Genomic DNA, 17,180 nt, shown 5'->3' with positions numbered 1-17,180 from the left:
GTATGAAACTATCGAAACTCTTGACCACCGCAGCCCTTGCGCTGGGTCTGGCCACCGGTGCCATGGCGCAGGACAAGCTGAAAGTGGGCTTTGTCTATGTCGGCCCCGTCGGTGACGGCGGCTGGACCTATGAGCATGACAAGGGCCGTCAGGCTGTCGAAGCCGAATTCGGCGACAAGGTCGAAACCGTCTTCGTCGAATCCGTGCCCGAAGGCCCGGACGCAGAGCGCGTGATGACCCAGATGGCGCTGGATGGTGCCAAACTGATCTTCACGACATCCTTCGGCTTCATGGACCCGACGATCAACGTCGCGGCCAAGTTTCCCGATGTGAAGTTCGAGCATGCGACCGGTTACAAGCGCGCGGACAACGTGTCCACCTATTCGGCACGCTTCTATGAGGGCCGCGCTATTCAGGGCCATATCGCTGGCAAGATGACGGAATCCAACATCGTGGGCTATATCGGCTCCTACCCGATCCCCGAAGTGATCCGCGGCATCAACTCGGCCTTCATTCATGCACGCAAGGTGAACCCGGACGTGCAGTTCAAGATCGTCTGGGCCTATACCTGGTTCGATCCCGCGAAAGAGGCTGACGCGGCCAAGGTCCTGATCGAACAGGGTGCCGACGTGATCCTGCAGCACACCGATTCCACCGCACCGCTGGCCGCTGCCGCAGAAGCCGGCAACATCATCGGCTTCGGTCAGGCGTCCGACATGAGCGAATACGCAGATGGTCCGCGCGTGTCGTCGATCATCGACAACTGGGCACCCTACTACATCGCCCGCGTCAAGGCGGTGATGGACGGGACCTGGACCTCGACCGACACATGGGACGGCATCGGGCCGGGCATGGTCGGCATTGGCGAGATCACCGACAAGGTCCCCGCCGATGTAAAGGCCGAAGCGCTGGCGCTGAAGGATGCGATTGCCAAGGGCGATTATCACCCCTTCACCGGTCCGCTGAACAAGCAGAATGGCTCGGTCTGGCTGGCTGACGGCGAAGTGGCTGACGATGGCACACTGCTGGGCATGGACTTCTATGTCGAAGGCATCGAAGGCACGATCCCGAACTGATCGGTCCGATCTGAACGAAATGAAAAACCCCGCCTTCGGGCGGGGTTTTTTTCATGTCGGTTGCCGCCATGGCAGCCTTGTGTGGCGCAGCGCTCAGATCTGCTGTTTCGCCGTTTCGGACCTGTCCTCGACCGCAGCGGACCGCTCCGGCGCACCTGGGTCCTTATGACCTGCCGCAGCGCGGATCGCCTCCAGATCGGCGGGAAGAAGAGAGGCCGCTTCGGCGCGCGCCAAGGCATCACGAGACATGGAGGCGGCGGGCTCGTCAAACACATCGGGTGCGATGGCACGCAGCGAAGCAAGCGTTTTCTGCAAGCGGATCTGCACCTCGACCAGACCGGCCCCGTCGCGGGCCAGCGGCCGGAACGCATCCTCCATGGCGTCCTGTACCGTCAGGGGCGGGATGAACACCCGGTCAAAACGCACCTCCGGCTCGGATCTGTCCTTCCAAAGGGACAATATCCGCACAAACCGGCCCAGGATGTCGATCGCCGTGCCGGGATCATTCACAGCAGGCGACAGCGCGCGCGACGCGATCTCGGACAGGACGATCAGCCCGAAACGCGGGTCTTCCTCGAAGGTGCGGCGGGTCCCGATGGCGATGGCATCGACCAGTGTATCGACATGATTGTCCTCAACATGCTGACGGCCTATCCACAGGATCGGTTCCCCCGATGCGACGAACCGGCCCGGCAGACTGTTCAGATAGACGACCGCGTCCAGCTCCGTCGCACATTCCTGCAACGACTCCATGTCGATATGCTGCACATAGCCGGACGTGCGGTTATGGACTGCAAAAAGAGGCGCGGGCGGTGTCTCACCCAGTTTTCGTCCCCCCAGATAAGGATCGCTCAGGCGCAGGGTCCAGGCCTCGGTCGCGGCCGTCTCGACCCGGTTCAACGTGTCGCCCATGCGCCCGAAGCTCATCAGGTGGTCGATCCAGCGGATCAGCGCCAACACCACAAGCCCAATGACCGTCACCGTAAACACGAACAACACAACCCGACCGGATTCATTGTAAAGTTCCGCATTGAGCGCCACCAACCCCACCAACCCGAACAGGAAAGCCCCCAGAAATGTGGCCAGCACGTTCTGCGTCGTGCGGTCTTCCTGCAGCAGGACGGCGGCGCGGGGCGTGGCCGTGCTGGCAGCGGCGGCGAAGGCCGACACGGCGATCGACAGCGAGAATGTCGTGACCGCCAGCATCGAGGTCGTCAGCACCTCCAACAGTTGCTCGACAGCATCGGCCCCGGCCTTGAGGGTCTCATTCCCTTCCAGCAAAGGAGAAAGCAGCCGCGCCAAGCCGATAGACAGCATCGCCAGAAGGGCGAAACCGGCCACGCGAACCCAGACTTTCTTGAGCACCTCACGCAGGTACCATGCATATTTCGAGATCATCCGCTTCCTGCCCTGCCGTTCCGCGTGCTGTCAGGCCCGGAAATGGGCCCACCAGGACAGGTCACGATAGACCGGCAGGGCCGGGGTGTCGATCAGTTGCGGGTCATGCACAGGTCAGCTCGCGTCGCTCGCACTGTCGCGCAGGGCCACGCGACTGGCCAGTGCCGCCAGCCCGCTGGCCAGCAGGAAATAGACCGCAATGCCATAGCCCTGCGTTGGAAAATCTAGCCCCAGATCAATGACGGTGCCAGTCACGCCGGGACCGATCGCCGTGCCCAGCACCATGACCGCCCCCATCATCGCCCTGATGGCACCCAGATGACGAGTGCCGAATACCTCGGCCCAGAAGGTCGCCATCATCGTCATGTGCATCCCCTGTCCGGCCCCGATCAGCATCATCGCCAGCGCACCCGCCGGCACCGATCCGGCCAGCGCGACAACCATGTAGCCTGCCGCCAGCGGCAGAAGATATACCGCCCCCAGCCGCAGACTGCCGAACCGGTCCACCAGCCATCCCGCTGTCAGCATCGCTCCGACACTGGCCGCAGTATAGAGCGGGAACAGCGCCACAAGGCTGACATGCGCCCAACCCTTGGCCTCTGCCAGATGCACCTGATGGAAGAAATAGGCGGTGTTCCACGCAGCAGGCCCCATCAGGGCAGGCACCATCAGCCAGAAGACCGGATGCCGCAGCACCTCGGCCCGCGTCCACATCCGTCCCTTCAATCCGGCGCTGCCATCAGTTGCCAGAAAGGATTGCGGCGTCCGCTCTTGCGACAGAAGCAGCCAGAGCACCGGCGTCAGCGCCGCCATGATCACCGCCGCGCCGATCCAGAGCATGCGCCAGTCGAACACGCCCAGCAGCGCCACAAAGGTGATCGGCAACATCGCCTCGCCCAGCGCGACGCCAAGGCCCGCGATGGACACCGCGCGCCCCCGCGTCGCCACGAACCAGCGCGCCATGGCCACCATCGCGCTATGGCTCATCAATCCCTGCCCGAACAGCCGCAGCAGAAAGATCGTGATCGCCAGCATCCAGACCTCGGTGATCAGGCTCATCAGGAGAGCTGCACAGATCAGTCCGATCAGCACAACCAGCCCGATATGGCGCACCCGGAAACGGTCCGTCAGCACACCGGCATAGACCATGACCGCCGCCGAGGCCGTGGTGGCCAAGGCATAAAGCCCACCCCAAGCCCCATGCGACAGGCCGAAAGCCTCGCGGATCTCGCCCGCGAAAACCGAAATGAAAAAGGTCTGTCCGAAACTCGATGTGAATGTCAGCAGAAGCCCGGCGGCAAGCCACGGGGCATTGAAACGCAGGAAATCCGACAAACGATCCGGGCGCGGCGTGTCAGCCAGCACGATTGAAACAACCCGTGCCGATCTGTCCCGGCGCATTGCAGCGGGACGGGGTGAAAGCTTGTGTCAAATGGCGGCTGATCCGGGGCGTCATGCGCGCATCGCATCAGAACCGTGACCGCCTTGCAAGGGCTGATCATTCGCATACTCAAGGATTCTGAAGGATGAGTCCACGCGGGTCACAGGTGCACTCATTGCGGGTGCGCCCGCCGGGCAATCCACCACGTCGCCCGACCGCGCCGAGGGTGAACCAAATGCCGACTCATCGCCGTCACAGACGATTCGCGAGGCAGATCATCACATGTGGGCCATTGGCACCGGGCGGCACCTTGCCCGTTATGATTATAAAACACGCTGTTTTCTTGCGTGATCTTACAAATCTGACGGCGATTTGCATTTTTTCTTGCCACGGCGCTGACTTTACCGATGATGAACCCATTCCAAATTGGTTCGCAAAGGTCCCAGATGCCCGACCGAGATCGCGACAACTCTTCCCTAGCGCTGGAACGTCTGCGCCAGATGCTGCGCGACATTCCCGCGACAGGGGACAGCCGTCTGCCCACGGAACGCCAATTGGCAGAAAGCCTTGGCATCAGCCGGCGTTCGGTGCGCCGCGCACTTGAAGTGCTCGAGGCCGAGGGGTTGGTCTGGCGGCGGCAAGGCGCAGGCACTTTTGCAGGCCCCCGCCCCGACACGCTCACCGAACACGAGGGGCTCGAGGCGAACTTCTCGGAGGTGATGGAGGTCCGTCTGCGCCTTGAGCCGCAATTGGCCCAACTGGCGGCCCTGCGCGCCTCTCCTGGTGCCATAGCCCGGATGCGCGATCTTATCGTGCGGCTTGAGGACAGCGATGATGCCGACGGGCGCGAGTTGTGGGATTCCGCCCTGCACCGCGAAATCGCGCGGGCGGCGGGCAATCGTTTCTTCCTGATGATCTTCGATTCCATGGACCGCGCCCGTCATGACGAAGCTTGGCGCGCGCTGCGCGAACGTGCCCGCAATCGCGCCAATCTGGCCCAGACCATGCGCCAGCACCGCGACATCGTGGATGCCATCGCCGCCCATGATCCGGTCCGAGCCGGGGCCGCGATGCGAACGCATCTGATGTCTGTGCATGACGGTATCCTGCGTCTGACATCCTTGGAGGCGCTGGAAGATGCATCCTGATCCCGTCCTTGAGGTCACGGATCTGTCGATCCGCTTCCGCGGTCAACCCATCGACCTGATCGACGGCGTAGGCTTCGCCATCGAAAGGGGCAAAACGCTCTGTCTGGTCGGCGAATCCGGTTGCGGGAAATCGGTAACCTCGCTCGCGATCATGGGACTTCTGCCCAAGCGCGCGGCCACGGTCACGCGCGGTGCCGTCCGCTTCAACGGGCGCGATCTGCTGGGACTGGACGACGCGGCGATCGAAGACCTGCGTGGCAATCGCATGGCGATGATCTTTCAGGAACCGATGACCAGCCTGAACCCCGCTTTCACTGTGGGCCATCAAGTGGCCGAGGCGGTGCGCCGCCACAAGAACTGCACCGAGGCCGAGGCACGGGAGCGCGCGCTCGAAATGTTCCGCAAGGTGCGGATGCCAGCCGCAGAGAAGCGGCTGGATGATTATCCGCACCAGATGTCGGGCGGGATGCGCCAGCGGGTGATGATCGCCATGGCACTGGCCAATGACCCGGCGCTGCTGATCGCGGACGAGCCGACCACGGCGCTGGATGTGACCATTCAGGCGCAGATCCTTGACCTGATGCGCGAGTTGCAGGAGGACACAGGGGCCGCCCTGCTGATGATTACCCATGATCTTGGTGTCGTGGCCGAAATCGCCGACGACGTGGCGGTCATGTATGCGGGACGCGTGGTGGAAAGCGGCCCCGTGGGCCAGATCTTTGCGGAACCGCAGCATCCCTACACGCTGGGGCTGATGGGCTCGATGCCCGCCATTGCCGGACGGCAAGGACGGCTGATGACAATACCCGGCGCCGTGCCCGCACCCGAAGCGATGCCCGCAGGGTGCCGTTTTGCCACACGCTGCCCCTTTGTGATCGAGGCGTGCCAGACCACCCGCCCCGATCTGATCCCGGATGGGCGCGGGCAATCCGTGGCCTGTCTGCGGGCTCCTCTGGAATCCATGGTGGCCGCGGAATGACCGATATCATCCTTGAAACCCGCGACCTGCACCGCCGCTTTACCCAAGGTGGTGGGCTGTTCGCCAAGACCACAACGATCCATGCCGTCAACGGTGTCTCGCTTCAGGTCCGGCGCGGGGAAACCTTTGCCATTGTGGGTGAATCCGGTTGTGGGAAATCCACCCTCGCCCGGCTGTTGCTGCGCCTGATAGATCCCAGTGAGGGGCAGGTGATCTATGAGGGGCAGGACCTGACCGATTTGAGCGGCGGACAGATGCGTGCGCTCAGATCGGACCTGCAATTCATCTTTCAGGACCCGTTCTCATCGCTGAACCCGCGCATGAGCGTCGAGGCGATCATCGCGGAACCGCTAAGGGTGCATACCGCCCTCTCGGCGTCAGAGCGACGCGCCAAGGTCGCGGATCTGATGAAACGGGTCGGGCTTCGCCCCGAGATGGCGGACCGCTATCCACACGAGTTTTCCGGCGGACAGCGCCAGCGGATCTGCATCGCCCGCGCGCTGGCCTCCGGGCCGAAACTTCTGATCGGGGATGAGCCGGTGTCGGCGCTGGATGTGTCGGTGCAGGCGCAGATCGTGAACCTGCTGGAGGATCTGAAACAGGAATTCGGCCTTACGCTGCTGGTCATCGCCCATGATCTGGCCGTGATCCGCCACATGAGCGACCGTATCGCCGTGATGTATCTGGGCGAAGTGGTCGAACTGGCCGATACCGAGACCCTTTTCACGGCGCCGCGCCATCCCTATACGCAGGCGCTTTTGTCGGCAATCCCGGTGCCAGTCCCCGGTGCCGCGCGTGCCCGCAGCACGCTGGGTGGTGATATTCCCTCGCCCGCCAACCCGCCATCGGGGTGCAAATTCCACACACGCTGCCCGCATGCCACCGACCTGTGCCGCAGCACCCGCCCCGTCTTGCAGGGCGAGGGGCACCAGATCGCCTGCCATCACCACGCCAGCTTGCCCAGCCCGGCCCTGCCCATCACCAGTGCCAGTTCCCGCAGCCCATCCGCCGAGGCGCGCTTCGCGCTGTATCGCGCGGCCACCCAGACCAGAACCACCAACAAGGAGACCACCCCATGACGATTAGAAAGCTGATGACCGCGCTTTTGGCGTCGGTCGCGATGACCACGACGGCCTTTGCCGCCGATCTGCGTATCGGTCTGCAAGAGGACCCGGATGCACTGGACACCGATCAGGCGCGCACCTTCGTAGGCCGGATCGTGTTCGAATCCCTCTGCGACAAGCTTGTGAACATCACGCCCGAGCTGGAATTCGTGCCCGAACTGGCGACAAGCTGGAGCTGGTCCGAGGATGCCAAGACACTAACCATGCAACTACGCGAGGATGCCACGTTCCACGACGGCACCCCCTTCAACGCCGAAGCCGTTGTGGCCAACATCACCCGCTCGCAGACCCTCGCCGAAAGCCGCCGCAAGTCCGAGCTGTCTTCGGTGGAAACCGTCACCGCGACCGGCCCGTTCGAGGTGCAGTTCACTCTCAAGAACCCCGACGCCACGTTGATCGCGCAGTTGTCCGACCGCGCGGGCATGATGCTCTCGCCCACGGCCGCCGCCGAAAAGGGGCTTGAACTGGCCAATGAACCGGTCTGCTCTGGCCCTTACAAATTCGTGGAACGCATCCAGCAGGACCGCATCGTGCTGGAGAAATTCGCCGAACATTACGACGCGGACAGCTACAGCTTTGATCGCGTGATCTTCCTGCCGATCCCGGACACCACCGTGCGTCTTGCGAACCTGCGTTCAGGCGATCTGGACATGCTGGAGCGTCTGGCGCCCTCCGACGTGGCGGGTGTGCAGGCCGATGGCAACCTGACCTTCGCCTCCGCGATCAGTCAGGGTTATCAGGGCATCACCGTGAACGTGAACAACGGCGCGCGCTCTGAAACGCCCTTCGGTCAGGATGCCCGCGTGCGCCGCGCGCTGTCGCTGGCCATTGATCGCGAAGTGATCAATCAGGTCGTGTTCGAGGGCACCTATGCCGCCGGCAACCAGCCCTTCCCGCCGAACTCGCCCTTCTATGACCAGACCAACCCGGTCGAGGCGCGTGATGTGGATGCCGCCAAAGCCCTTCTGGCCGAGGCCGGGGTCGAGCGTATTGCCGTCGAAATTCAGGCCGCCAACAACCCGGTCCAGTTGCAGCTGATGCAGGTGATTCAGGCGATGGCAGCGGAAGCAGGGTTCGACATCTCGATCAAGGCGACCGAATTCGCGACCATGCTGCAGGAACAGACCGCCGGCAATTATGACGCGACACAGGTGGGTTGGTCGGGCCGCACGGACCCCGATGGAAATATCCACGCCTTCATGACCTGCGAAGGTGGCCTGAACGACAGCAAGTTCTGCTCGCCCGAGGTGGATACCCTTCTGAACGAGGCCCGCAGCGCCATCGACCCTGCTGTGCGCAAGGAAAAGTATGACGCGGCCAATGCGATCCTGCGGGAAGAACTGCCGATCATCTATCTTTATCACCAGACATGGCTCTGGGCGATGTCGAACAAGGTCAAGGGCTTCACCGCCTATCCCGACGGCATGATCCGCCTGTCCGGCGTGACGATGGAATGACCCGGCAAACGCGCAGCCTGCACAAGCGGGCCGCGTGACGGACAAGGTGCGGGGCCGCGTGGCCCTGCACATCCTCTGGACCCAACGGGCTGACCCATGCTGCTGTTCATCCTTCGCCGCATCCTCATCGCGATCCCGACACTGATCCTTGTGTCGATGTTCGTCTTTGCGCTGCAAAAACTGCTGCCGGGCGATCCCATCCTCGTGATGGCAGGCGAAGACCGTGACCCCGAGGTGATCGCGCTGCTGCGCGAGAAATATCACATGAACGAGCCCATCGTGGTGCAATACCTCTATTGGGCGGGGGACGTGCTGCGCGGGGATCTGGGGATCTCGCTGCGCACCAACGAGCCTGTTCTGGATCTGATCGCCTCCAAACTGCCGGTGACGATCCAACTGGCATTGATGTCGATGGTTTTCGCCTTCCTGATCGGGATACCCGCGGGCATCCTGTCAGCGGTGCGCAAGGGGACCTGGGTCGATTGGCTGGCCAATCTTGTGGCGCTGTCTGGCCTGTCGATCCCGAATTTCTGGCTGGGGATCATGCTGATCCTGCTGGTGTCGGTCAATCTGGGCTGGCTGCCCGCCTCGGGCTATGAAAGCCCCTGGGTCGATCCGTGGAAATCGCTGACCACGATGATCATGCCCGCCTTCGTGCTGGGCACCGCGCTGGCGGCCACATTGATGCGGCACACACGGTCCGCCATGCTGGGCGTGTTGCAGGCCGATTACGTCCGCACCGCGCGCGCCAAAGGACTGCGGGGCCGCGTCGTGATCCTGAAACACGCCTTCCGCAACGCCGTGCTGCCGGTCGTGACCCTGTCCGCGCTGCTGTTCGGAGAGCTTCTGGCAGGCGCGGTGCTGACCGAACAGATCTTCACCATCCCCGGTTTCGGCAAGCTGATCGTGGATGCCGTTTTCAACCGTGACTATGCTGTGGTGCAGGGCGTGGTCCTGTGCACGGCTGTGGGCTTCATCTTCATGAACCTCGTGGCGGATGTGCTTTACGTCATCCTGAACCCCAGACTGAGGACCGCACAATGACGGCCGTGGCTGACACTCCCGCCCGCCCCGTAAACCGGACATGGCGCAAGCTGCGCGCCAACAAAAGCGCGCTGATCGGTGCCGCCGTGGTGACCGTTTTCGTGGCTCTCGCCCTGCTGGCACCGGTGCTGCCGATTGCCGATCCCAATGCCACCGACTGGGGCGCGATCCGCAAGGCGCCCTCGGCCGCTGCATGGATGGGCACGGACGAGATTGGCCGCGATGTGCTGGCCCGGATGATCTGGGGCGCGCAGGCCTCGCTTCTGGCGGGTGTCGTGTCTGTGCTGATCGCGGTCGCCATCGGCGTGCCCTTCGGCCTGATCTCGGGCTATTTCGGCGGCTGGACCGACAGCATCATCAGCCGAATCACCGACGCGCTGCTGGCGATGCCTTTCCTGATCATGGCGATTGCGCTGGCGGCCTTTCTGGGGCCATCGCTGACGAATGCGATGATCGCCATCGGCCTGTCAGCCGTGCCGATCTTCATCCGCCTGACACGTGGTCAGGTTCTGGCCGTCAAGACCGAGGATTACGTCGAAGGGGCCCGCGCCATCGGTCTGGGGCATATCCCGATCATGACGCGCTACATCCTGCCCAATGTCTTTCCACCCATTCTGGTGCAGGCCACGCTGACCATCGCCACCGCGATCATCGCCGAGGCGTCGCTGTCCTTCCTCGGTCTGGGACAGCAACCGCCCGCGCCAAGCTGGGGCTCGATGTTGAACACCGCCAAGAACTTCTTGTCCCAGGCACCCTGGATGGCGATCTGGCCGGGGGCCGGAATCTTTCTGGTGGTGATGGGCTTCAACCTGATGGGCGACGGGCTGCGCGATGCGCTGGACCCGCGCGAACATTGACGTAATCGGAGGAATTACATGTCTGGTTTTACCACCCGCCCCGAGATTTTGGGCCGGTTCGGGGTTGTCACCTCGACCCATTGGATCGCTTCGGCCGTGGGAATGAAGATTCTTGAGCAGGGCGGGAATGCCTTTGACGCCGCTGTGGCCACGGGTCTGGCGCTGCAAGTGTTGGAGCCGCATCTGAACGGACCCGGCGGCGACATGCCCGCGATCCTCTATTCCAAGGCCCGCGGCAAGGTCGAGGTGATCTGCGCCCAAGCCCCCACACCTGCGGGCGCGACGATTGATCATTACCGGTCCGAAGGTTTGGAGGTGATCCCCGGTGACGGGTTGCTCGCCACTGTCATTCCCGGCGCATGGGACGGCTGGATGCTGATGCTGCGCGACTATGGCCGCTTGTCCCTGCGTGATGTGCTGGAGCCCGCGATCTTCTACGCTGAAAAAGGCCATCCCGTGCTACCGCGCGTGGCCGCCACCATCGCGGGACTGGGCGATTTCTTTGCCAAGGAATGGCCGACGTCCCACGCCACATGGCTGCCCGGCGGGTCCGCCCCCGCCCCTTGGGCCAATGTCACGAACCCGGCGCTGGCCGCCACATGGTCGCGTATTCTGGCCGAGGCGGAAAGCAAACAGGGCCGCGAGGCACAGATTGATGCGGCCCGTGACGCCTTCTATCGCGGGTTCGTGGCCGAAGGGATTGCAAACTACCTTGCCAAGGCCGAGGTCATGGATGCCTCGGGCACCCGTCACAGGGCGGTGCTGACCGCCGACGATCTGGCGGGCTATGCCGCCCATGTGGAAGAACCGCTCACCTATGACTACCACGGCTGGACGGTCGCCAAATGCGGGCCATGGACGCAAGGGCCCGTGTTCCTGCAAACGCTCGCCCTCCTGAAAGGCTTCGACCTTTCTGCCATGGACCCGATGGGGGCCGATTTCATTCATCATGTGGTCGAAGCCAAGAAACTGGCCTATGCGGATCGCGAGGTCTATTACGGCGATCCCGACTTCGCCAAGGTGCCCCTGGATGTGCTGTTATCCGACGATTACAACGCCGCCCGCGCCAAGCTGATCGGCGCGAAAGCCAACCTTGATCTGCGCCCCGGTACAGTGCCGGGCTATGAGGATCAGCTGAACCGCACGATGGAATTGCTGGGTCGCCTCAGCCGCACGGATCAGGCGGTCTATGAGCCGACGATGGCACATCTGTCGGAAAAGAAGGGCGATACCGTCCATATCGACGTGATCGACGCGGAAGGCAACATGGTTGCCATCACTCCGTCTGGTGGCTGGCTGCAATCCTCGCCCACGATCCCCGGTCTGGGATTCTGCCTGAACAGCCGGGCACAGATGTTCTGGCTGGAGCCGGGCCTGCCCACCTCCTTGGAGCCGGGCAAACGGCCACGCACCACGCTCACGCCCTCGCTGGCGCTCAAAGATGGGGTCCCGCAACTGGTATTCGGCACACCGGGCGGCGATCAGCAGGATCAGTGGCAACTGGCCTTCTTCCTGCGCTATGTCCATCACCCGATGAACCTGCAGGAAGCCATTGACGCGCCGTTGTTCCATTCCACACATTTCCCCTCCAGCTTCTTCCCCCGCTCGCGCGAGCCGGGGATGATCATGGCCGAAACCAGTTTCGGCGCGCATGTGCTGGACGATCTGCGTGCGCGCGGCCACCGCATCACCGAGGCCGAGCCTTGGACCGTGGGCCGCATGACCGCCGCACGGCGCGATCCGGACGGGCTGCTGCGTGCGGCAGCCACGCCGCGCCTGATGCAAGCCTATGCCGTGGGGCGCTGAGCCATGACTTGGTCCATCGTCGCACGAGACCCCGCTACCGGCCATCTGGGCATTGCCGTGGCCAGCCGCTTTTTCGCCGTGGGCTGCGCCGTTCCCTTCATCAAGGCGGGTGTCGGCGCCGTCGCCACGCAGGCTTTCGTCAACCCGACCTATGGCAGCAACGGCCTGCGCCTGCTTGAGGCGGGCGCGCCACCTGACGCCATCATCCCGATCCTGACGGGCCGCGATGATGGCCACCCGAACCGGCAGTTCCACCTGATCGACGCCAGCGGGCAAAACGCCGCCTTCACCGGGGCCAACTGCGTGGATTGGTGCGGGCATCTGCTGGCTGAAGGCGTGTCGGTCGCAGGCAACATGCTGGAAGGCCCCGCCGTGATTGCCGACACTCTGGCCGCCTATCAGTCCGCGATGGACAAACCCTTGGCCGAACGCCTTCTGATCGCCATGCAAGCGGGCGAGGATGCAGGCGGCGACAAACGGGGCAAGCAATCCGCCTGCCTGATCATCCACCGCGATCAGGATTACCCGTGGCTCGACATCCGCGCCGACGATCACGGTGACCCGCTCGCGGAATTGCGCCGCCTTTATGCCGTGGCGCAGGAACGCTATCTCCATGTGGCCGAAACCATGCCGACGCGCGAAAATCCCCACGGCATGACCGACCGGAGCGAAATTGACGCCACCATCGCCCGGCTTGAGGCAGAGCGCATCGCGGCGGGCCGCCCCACCGCCTCGCATATGGTAAACAAGGCCTAGGTCACGCCTCTGTCTCCCGCGCTGGCCCGTGGCGCGGGCCAGCGGCACGTCGCCGGGTATGCGGTCCGACGCCCCGCCACGTGTCGGCAGCAGCAAGACGCCGTTCGATCGGAAATGCCCTTTAAGCCGCCTGCCATGTCCGATACTGCGGGGATGTGCCGTGCCTTGCCGCGTTGCCCGCCCCTTTCCCCAGACACAGGCAGAACCATCATGCGCATGCAAATCGACGTCATCATGGATTATCAGCTTCCGCAGGCCGAACCTGTCCTGCTGACCCTGGCCGCCGCCCAGACCAAAGGGCAGAAGATCGAGGAGAGTCTGCTGGAAGTCGAAGGTGCCCGCCTGCACTGGGTCGAAGCCGAAGGCATGGTGGGCCAGCGGGTCTGGGCCTTCCTGACGGGCGACCGGTTCAAACTGCACTATCGCGCGCGAGTGGCCGTAACGCGCCCTGATGTGGCCTTGCACGCGCTGCCGGCGACACATTTCCACGATCTGCCCGGCCCTGTGCTGCGCTATCTTCGCCCGTCACGCTTCTGTCAGTCCGACCTCTTCACCGATTTCGTGGCCGAGGCCTTCGGCCATCTGACGGGCGGTGCAAAGATCGCCGCGATGCGAGACTGGATCGCAGCCAAAATCGCCTATGTCTCCGGCAGTTCCAACCCCGCGACCACCGCCACCGACACGTTCGGCGCGCGCGAGGGGGTGTGCCGCGACTACGCGCATCTGATGTGCTCATTGGCCCGCGCCGCGAATATCCCGGCGCGCTATACCTCGGTCTACGGGGCCGAAGTCGATCCGCCGGATTTCCACGCCGTCGCACAGGTCTGGCTGGATGGGGGATGGCATCTGGTCGACGCAACCGGCATGGGAACACCCGCGCGACTGGCGGTGATCGCATCGGGCCGCGATGCCGTTGACGTGGCTTTCATGGAAAACGAAAGCGGCGCACAGCCGATCAATCAGGTCATACAGGTCTCGGATTGTGACTGAAGTCACTGTAAGCTGATCGTCGGCCCTCAGACCAGCCGCGCCTCCCAGGCACCTGACGCGACAGCATCGCGCACCAGATCAAGGATCAAACCGCGCACCGTTTCCAGCGCGATGGTCGGCGGGCGGTCGGCCAGATCGCACAGATGCAGCGTCCGTGTCAGTACCGGGTCCATGATGGGCCGCCAATGCAGCGCGCCCGATTCCAGATGCTCGCGCATGAACAGCTTGGTCCCGATGGCGCAACCCAGACCCGCCGTCAGCGACCCTGCAATCGCCTGCACCGAATTCATATGCAGCCGCGCGCGCGCCTCCAGCTTGCGCAGCAATTGCGCATCCTCCAGCAGGGCGCGCGCCGACACGCCCTGTCGCAGCAGGATGATCGGCAAGCCCATCAGCTCAGCCACGGGAATGGGTGCGTCCGTATCGCCGATGATGTCGCGCCGCCCGACCAGCACCATCGTCTCCTCCAACAAAGGCCGTGTCCGCAGGTTCGGGGTCTGTGGCGGATTGTAGACCAGCGCCAGATCCACATCGGTGGCATTGAGATGCATCAGTGTGGTGCCCGACAGGCTTTCGGTCAGGGTCAGTTTCAGATCGGGATAATCCGTCAAGACACGTCGCGCCAGTTCAACCCCGATGGCCTTGACCGCCGAATAGGCCAGACCCACCGCAATCTCGCCCGAAATCGTGTCACGGATCGAGGACAGGTCGCGCGATGCCGTCTCCATCGCCTTCAGAATCGCGCGGGCATGGGTGTTCAAGCGCTCCCCCGCCGCTGTGGGTTGCAAGCCGCGCGGCTTGCGCTCGAACAGGGCGGTGCCCAGTTCCGCCTCAAGGTTGGCAAGGTGATAGCTGAGGGCCGAGACCGCCACACGCTCGGTTTCTGCGGCCCCCGACAGGCTGCCACGATCATAGATTGCCGCGAAGTATCGCAATTGGCGCGAGTCCATTCGTTCTAATTCCTATAAGCTTATCTTCAAAACTTTATGATTTTCAGGAAGCTCTCACAAGCCTAACCTGTCCCAAAGGGAGGACAGCATGGATAACGCTTTTGCGCCACTTGCCGGTGTGCGGGTGATCGAGATGAGCCATATGATCATGGGTCCATCCTGCGGGATGTTCCTTGGTTTTCTGGGCGCTGAAGTGATCAAGGTCGAACCCCCCGAAGGCGACAAGACCCGCGCCCTGACCGGGATGGGCCGTCCGTTCTTTCCGCTGTTCAATCGTGGCAAGAAATCCGTGCGGCTTGACCTCAAGACTGACGCAGGACGTGCTGCGCTGGACCGTTTGCTGGCCACCGCCGATGTCTTTGTCGAAAACTTCCGCGATCAGGCGCTAGCCCGCATGGGGGCCGATCCCGCCGACCTGCGCGCGCGCTTTCCCCGCCTGATCCTTGCCAGCCATAAAGGGTTCCTCTCCGGCCCCTATGAGAACCGCACCGCGCTGGACGAGGTGGTCCAGATGATGACGGGTCTGGCTTACATGACGGGCCCGACAGGCCGCCCCTTGCGGGTGGGATCATCGGCCAATGACATCATGGGCGGGCTGTTCGGAGCACTTTCCGTCGTGGCCGCATTGCGCGAACGCGATCAGACCGGCGCGGGCCGGTCCATCCGTATCGGGTTGTTCGAGAACTGCTTGCTACTGGTGGCACAGCACATGGTCCAGTTCGAGCTGGAAGGCCGCAGCCCCCCACCCATGCCGGAACGCGATTTCAGCTGGCCGGTCTATGACATCTTCGACACGTCCGACGGCGAGCAGGTCTTTGTCGGGGCCGTGTCCGAAAACCAATGGGTGACGCTATGTACATGGCTGGGGCTGGAGGGGCTTCTGGCCGATCCGGGTCTGCAAAAGCGGATGGATCAGATCAACGCCCGCAACCGCACGATTCCGGTCTTCGCGGCGGCCCTGCGCCGCTATGACCGGGCCACGCTGGTGGCGGAACTGGAACGGCTGGGCCTGCCCTTCTCGCCGATCTCGAAACCGGCAGATATGTATGATGATCCCCATGTGATGCGCGACGGCGGCATGGCCACGTCGCATCTGTGGACAGGTGAGGCGTTCCGCGCCCCCGCCCTGCCCTTCGAGGTGGACGGCACCATGCTGACCGGCGGCGGCGATGTCGACGCCATCGGCGCGCACAGCGCCGAAGTGCTGGGCGCCTTGGGGATGAGCGAGGCGGACATCGCCGATGCCATGGGGATCGCCGCATGACACGCCCGGACCGCATGGCTGCCTATCCCGCCGACCGCGTCACCTTGCGCGAAGTGGGCCTGCGCGACGGGTTGCAGATGGTCAAGTCCTGGCCCTCGACCGCCGCCAAGATCGACTGGTTGACCCGCGAACATGGCGCTGGCGTGCGTCATTTCGAACTGGGCTCTTTCCTGCCCGCCGCGCGCTTTCCGCAATTCGCGGACCTGCCCGCGCTGATCGACGCCGCAGGCACCCTGCCCGGTCTGCATGCCGCTGTCCTGACTCTCAACGAACGCGCGATGGACGCAGCCTTCGCCAGCAGCATCTCCGAGGTGGTCTGCGTTGTCTCCGCGACCGAGGCGCACAGCCTTGCCAATATCCGCCGCAGCCGCACGGACTCGGTCGCCCTCGTGCGCCGCGCAGCGGACATGCGCGACGCGCAGGCCCCCGGTGTGCTGGTCAATGCCGGAATCGCCATGGCGCTGGGATGTTCCATTACCGGGGCCGTGGACCCGTCCGAGGTGCTGCGTCTGGCCGAATCCTGCCTTGACGCGGGTGCCGATATCGTGGGCATCGCCGATACCGTGGGCTATGCCGGCCCGCGCGAGGTGGCGACGCTCTGCGATGGCATGACCCGGCTCTGCGGCGAGAAACCCTTCATCGTGCATCTGCACGACACCCGCGGCACCGGCATCGCCAACGCCGCCGCCGCCCTTGATCACGGTGCGCGCGTTCTGGACGGCGCACTGGCCGGTCTGGGCGGCTGCCCCTTTGCCCCCGGCGCCACCGGCAATGTGGTGTTCGAGGATCTGGTCTATCTCAGCGAGCGTATGGGTTTCACCACGGGTATCGACATTGCCGCATTGACCGGGATCCGGCGGATTCTGGAAACCGAAATTCCGGACGAGACGCTCTATGGCGCGCTTGCCCGGTCTGGCCCCCCGTCCAATCTGGACTGGCGGGCGCACTGA

At 63.7% G+C, this 17,180-nt stretch carries 15 protein-coding genes; 12 read left to right on the top strand and 3 right to left on the bottom strand.

From position 1 onward, the window contains the following. Positions 1-2 precede the first annotated feature (2 nt). Positions 3-1,076, top strand: a complete 1,074-nt coding sequence (locus PVW27_RS13785; protein ID WP_274558618.1) for a BMP family ABC transporter substrate-binding protein — start codon at positions 3-5, stop codon at positions 1,074-1,076. A 93-nt stretch (positions 1,077-1,169) separates the two neighbouring features. Here PVW27_RS13785 and PVW27_RS13780 read toward each other — a convergent pair whose 3' ends face one another. Continuing rightward, positions 1,170-2,474: a DUF2254 domain-containing protein gene (locus PVW27_RS13780; protein WP_274558616.1), complete on the bottom strand. Its 1,305-nt coding sequence runs from the start codon at positions 2,472-2,474 to the stop codon at positions 1,170-1,172. A 114-nt stretch (positions 2,475-2,588) separates the two neighbouring features. Further along, the gene (locus PVW27_RS13775; RefSeq protein ID WP_274558614.1) at positions 2,589-3,839 is read right to left on the bottom strand and encodes an MFS transporter; all 1,251 of its coding nucleotides are present in this window, start codon (positions 3,837-3,839) and stop codon (positions 2,589-2,591) included. Between the two features lie 462 nt (positions 3,840-4,301). On the opposite strand from PVW27_RS13775, the gene PVW27_RS13770 reads away from it, so the two are divergent. The 9 genes from PVW27_RS13770 (at position 4,302) to PVW27_RS13730 (ending at position 14,016) form a co-directional block, all read left to right on the top strand. Continuing rightward, on the top strand, positions 4,302-5,003 hold the full coding sequence (locus tag PVW27_RS13770; RefSeq protein WP_274558613.1) for a FadR/GntR family transcriptional regulator: 702 nt from the start codon (positions 4,302-4,304) through the stop codon (positions 5,001-5,003). After that, positions 4,993-5,982 (top strand): ABC transporter ATP-binding protein, encoded by a 990-nt coding sequence (locus tag PVW27_RS13765; protein ID WP_274558612.1) that lies wholly within the window; start codon positions 4,993-4,995, stop codon positions 5,980-5,982. The genes PVW27_RS13770 and PVW27_RS13765 overlap by 11 nt, the downstream gene beginning before the upstream one ends. After that, on the top strand, positions 5,979-7,061 hold the full coding sequence (locus PVW27_RS13760; RefSeq protein ID WP_274558611.1) for an ABC transporter ATP-binding protein: 1,083 nt from the start codon (positions 5,979-5,981) through the stop codon (positions 7,059-7,061). The genes PVW27_RS13765 and PVW27_RS13760 overlap by 4 nt, the downstream gene beginning before the upstream one ends. Further along, positions 7,058-8,563 (top strand): ABC transporter substrate-binding protein, encoded by a 1,506-nt coding sequence (locus tag PVW27_RS13755; protein WP_274558610.1) that lies wholly within the window; start codon positions 7,058-7,060, stop codon positions 8,561-8,563. The genes PVW27_RS13760 and PVW27_RS13755 overlap by 4 nt, the downstream gene beginning before the upstream one ends. A gap of 96 nt (positions 8,564-8,659) precedes the next feature. Continuing rightward, a complete protein-coding gene (locus PVW27_RS13750) occupies positions 8,660-9,607 on the top strand; it encodes an ABC transporter permease (protein WP_274558608.1) in 948 nt (315 codons plus the stop codon). Further along, the gene (locus PVW27_RS13745; RefSeq protein WP_274558606.1) at positions 9,604-10,464 is read left to right on the top strand and encodes an ABC transporter permease; all 861 of its coding nucleotides are present in this window, start codon (positions 9,604-9,606) and stop codon (positions 10,462-10,464) included. The genes PVW27_RS13750 and PVW27_RS13745 overlap by 4 nt, the downstream gene beginning before the upstream one ends. 18 nt (positions 10,465-10,482) lie before the next feature. Beyond that, positions 10,483-12,270: a gamma-glutamyltransferase family protein gene (locus tag PVW27_RS13740; protein WP_274558604.1), complete on the top strand. Its 1,788-nt coding sequence runs from the start codon at positions 10,483-10,485 to the stop codon at positions 12,268-12,270. 3 nt (positions 12,271-12,273) lie between these two features. Next, positions 12,274-13,026, top strand: a complete 753-nt coding sequence (locus PVW27_RS13735) for a DUF1028 domain-containing protein (RefSeq protein WP_274558602.1) — start codon at positions 12,274-12,276, stop codon at positions 13,024-13,026. A 210-nt stretch (positions 13,027-13,236) separates the two neighbouring features. After that, complete coding sequence (locus tag PVW27_RS13730; RefSeq protein WP_274558600.1) at positions 13,237-14,016, top strand: transglutaminase-like domain-containing protein; 780 nt, start codon at positions 13,237-13,239, stop codon at positions 14,014-14,016. A 26-nt stretch (positions 14,017-14,042) separates the two neighbouring features. Here PVW27_RS13730 and PVW27_RS13725 read toward each other — a convergent pair whose 3' ends face one another. Next, positions 14,043-14,966, bottom strand: a complete 924-nt coding sequence (locus PVW27_RS13725) for a LysR family transcriptional regulator (RefSeq protein WP_274558598.1) — start codon at positions 14,964-14,966, stop codon at positions 14,043-14,045. 88 nt (positions 14,967-15,054) lie between these two features. Here PVW27_RS13725 and PVW27_RS13720 point away from each other — a divergent pair, with 88 nt between their 5' ends. Together PVW27_RS13720 and PVW27_RS13715 are read left to right on the top strand one after the other, a co-directional pair. Next, complete coding sequence (locus PVW27_RS13720) at positions 15,055-16,230, top strand: CaiB/BaiF CoA transferase family protein (protein ID WP_274558596.1); 1,176 nt, start codon at positions 15,055-15,057, stop codon at positions 16,228-16,230. After that, positions 16,227-17,180, top strand: a complete 954-nt coding sequence (locus tag PVW27_RS13715) for a hydroxymethylglutaryl-CoA lyase (protein ID WP_274558595.1) — start codon at positions 16,227-16,229, stop codon at positions 17,178-17,180. The genes PVW27_RS13720 and PVW27_RS13715 overlap by 4 nt, the downstream gene beginning before the upstream one ends.

This window comes from Seohaeicola sp. 4SK31 (genome assembly GCF_028802875.1).
In the GTDB taxonomy this organism is placed as follows: Bacteria; Pseudomonadota; Alphaproteobacteria; order Rhodobacterales; family Rhodobacteraceae; genus Seohaeicola.
This window is presented reverse-complemented; position numbering and strand designations above follow the sequence as displayed.

What these genes read in the sequence shown, in the direction of transcription:
- PVW27_RS13785 (WP_274558618.1), top strand. Translation starts at nt 3, where the DNA reads ATGAAACTATCGAAACTCTTGACCACCGCAGCCCTTGCGCTGGGTCTG.
- PVW27_RS13780 (WP_274558616.1), bottom strand. Translation starts at nt 2,474, where the DNA reads ATGATCTCGAAATATGCATGGTACCTGCGTGAGGTGCTCAAGAAAGTC.
- PVW27_RS13770 (WP_274558613.1), top strand. Translation starts at nt 4,302, where the DNA reads ATGCCCGACCGAGATCGCGACAACTCTTCCCTAGCGCTGGAACGTCTG.
- PVW27_RS13765 (WP_274558612.1), top strand. Translation starts at nt 4,993, where the DNA reads ATGCATCCTGATCCCGTCCTTGAGGTCACGGATCTGTCGATCCGCTTC.
- PVW27_RS13760 (WP_274558611.1), top strand. Translation starts at nt 5,979, where the DNA reads ATGACCGATATCATCCTTGAAACCCGCGACCTGCACCGCCGCTTTACC.
- PVW27_RS13755 (WP_274558610.1), top strand. Translation starts at nt 7,058, where the DNA reads ATGACGATTAGAAAGCTGATGACCGCGCTTTTGGCGTCGGTCGCGATG.
- PVW27_RS13750 (WP_274558608.1), top strand. Translation starts at nt 8,660, where the DNA reads ATGCTGCTGTTCATCCTTCGCCGCATCCTCATCGCGATCCCGACACTG.
- PVW27_RS13745 (WP_274558606.1), top strand. Translation starts at nt 9,604, where the DNA reads ATGACGGCCGTGGCTGACACTCCCGCCCGCCCCGTAAACCGGACATGG.
- PVW27_RS13740 (WP_274558604.1), top strand. Translation starts at nt 10,483, where the DNA reads ATGTCTGGTTTTACCACCCGCCCCGAGATTTTGGGCCGGTTCGGGGTT.
- PVW27_RS13735 (WP_274558602.1), top strand. Translation starts at nt 12,274, where the DNA reads ATGACTTGGTCCATCGTCGCACGAGACCCCGCTACCGGCCATCTGGGC.
- PVW27_RS13730 (WP_274558600.1), top strand. Translation starts at nt 13,237, where the DNA reads ATGCGCATGCAAATCGACGTCATCATGGATTATCAGCTTCCGCAGGCC.
- PVW27_RS13725 (WP_274558598.1), bottom strand. Translation starts at nt 14,966, where the DNA reads ATGGACTCGCGCCAATTGCGATACTTCGCGGCAATCTATGATCGTGGC.
- PVW27_RS13720 (WP_274558596.1), top strand. Translation starts at nt 15,055, where the DNA reads ATGGATAACGCTTTTGCGCCACTTGCCGGTGTGCGGGTGATCGAGATG.
- PVW27_RS13715 (WP_274558595.1), top strand. Translation starts at nt 16,227, where the DNA reads ATGACACGCCCGGACCGCATGGCTGCCTATCCCGCCGACCGCGTCACC.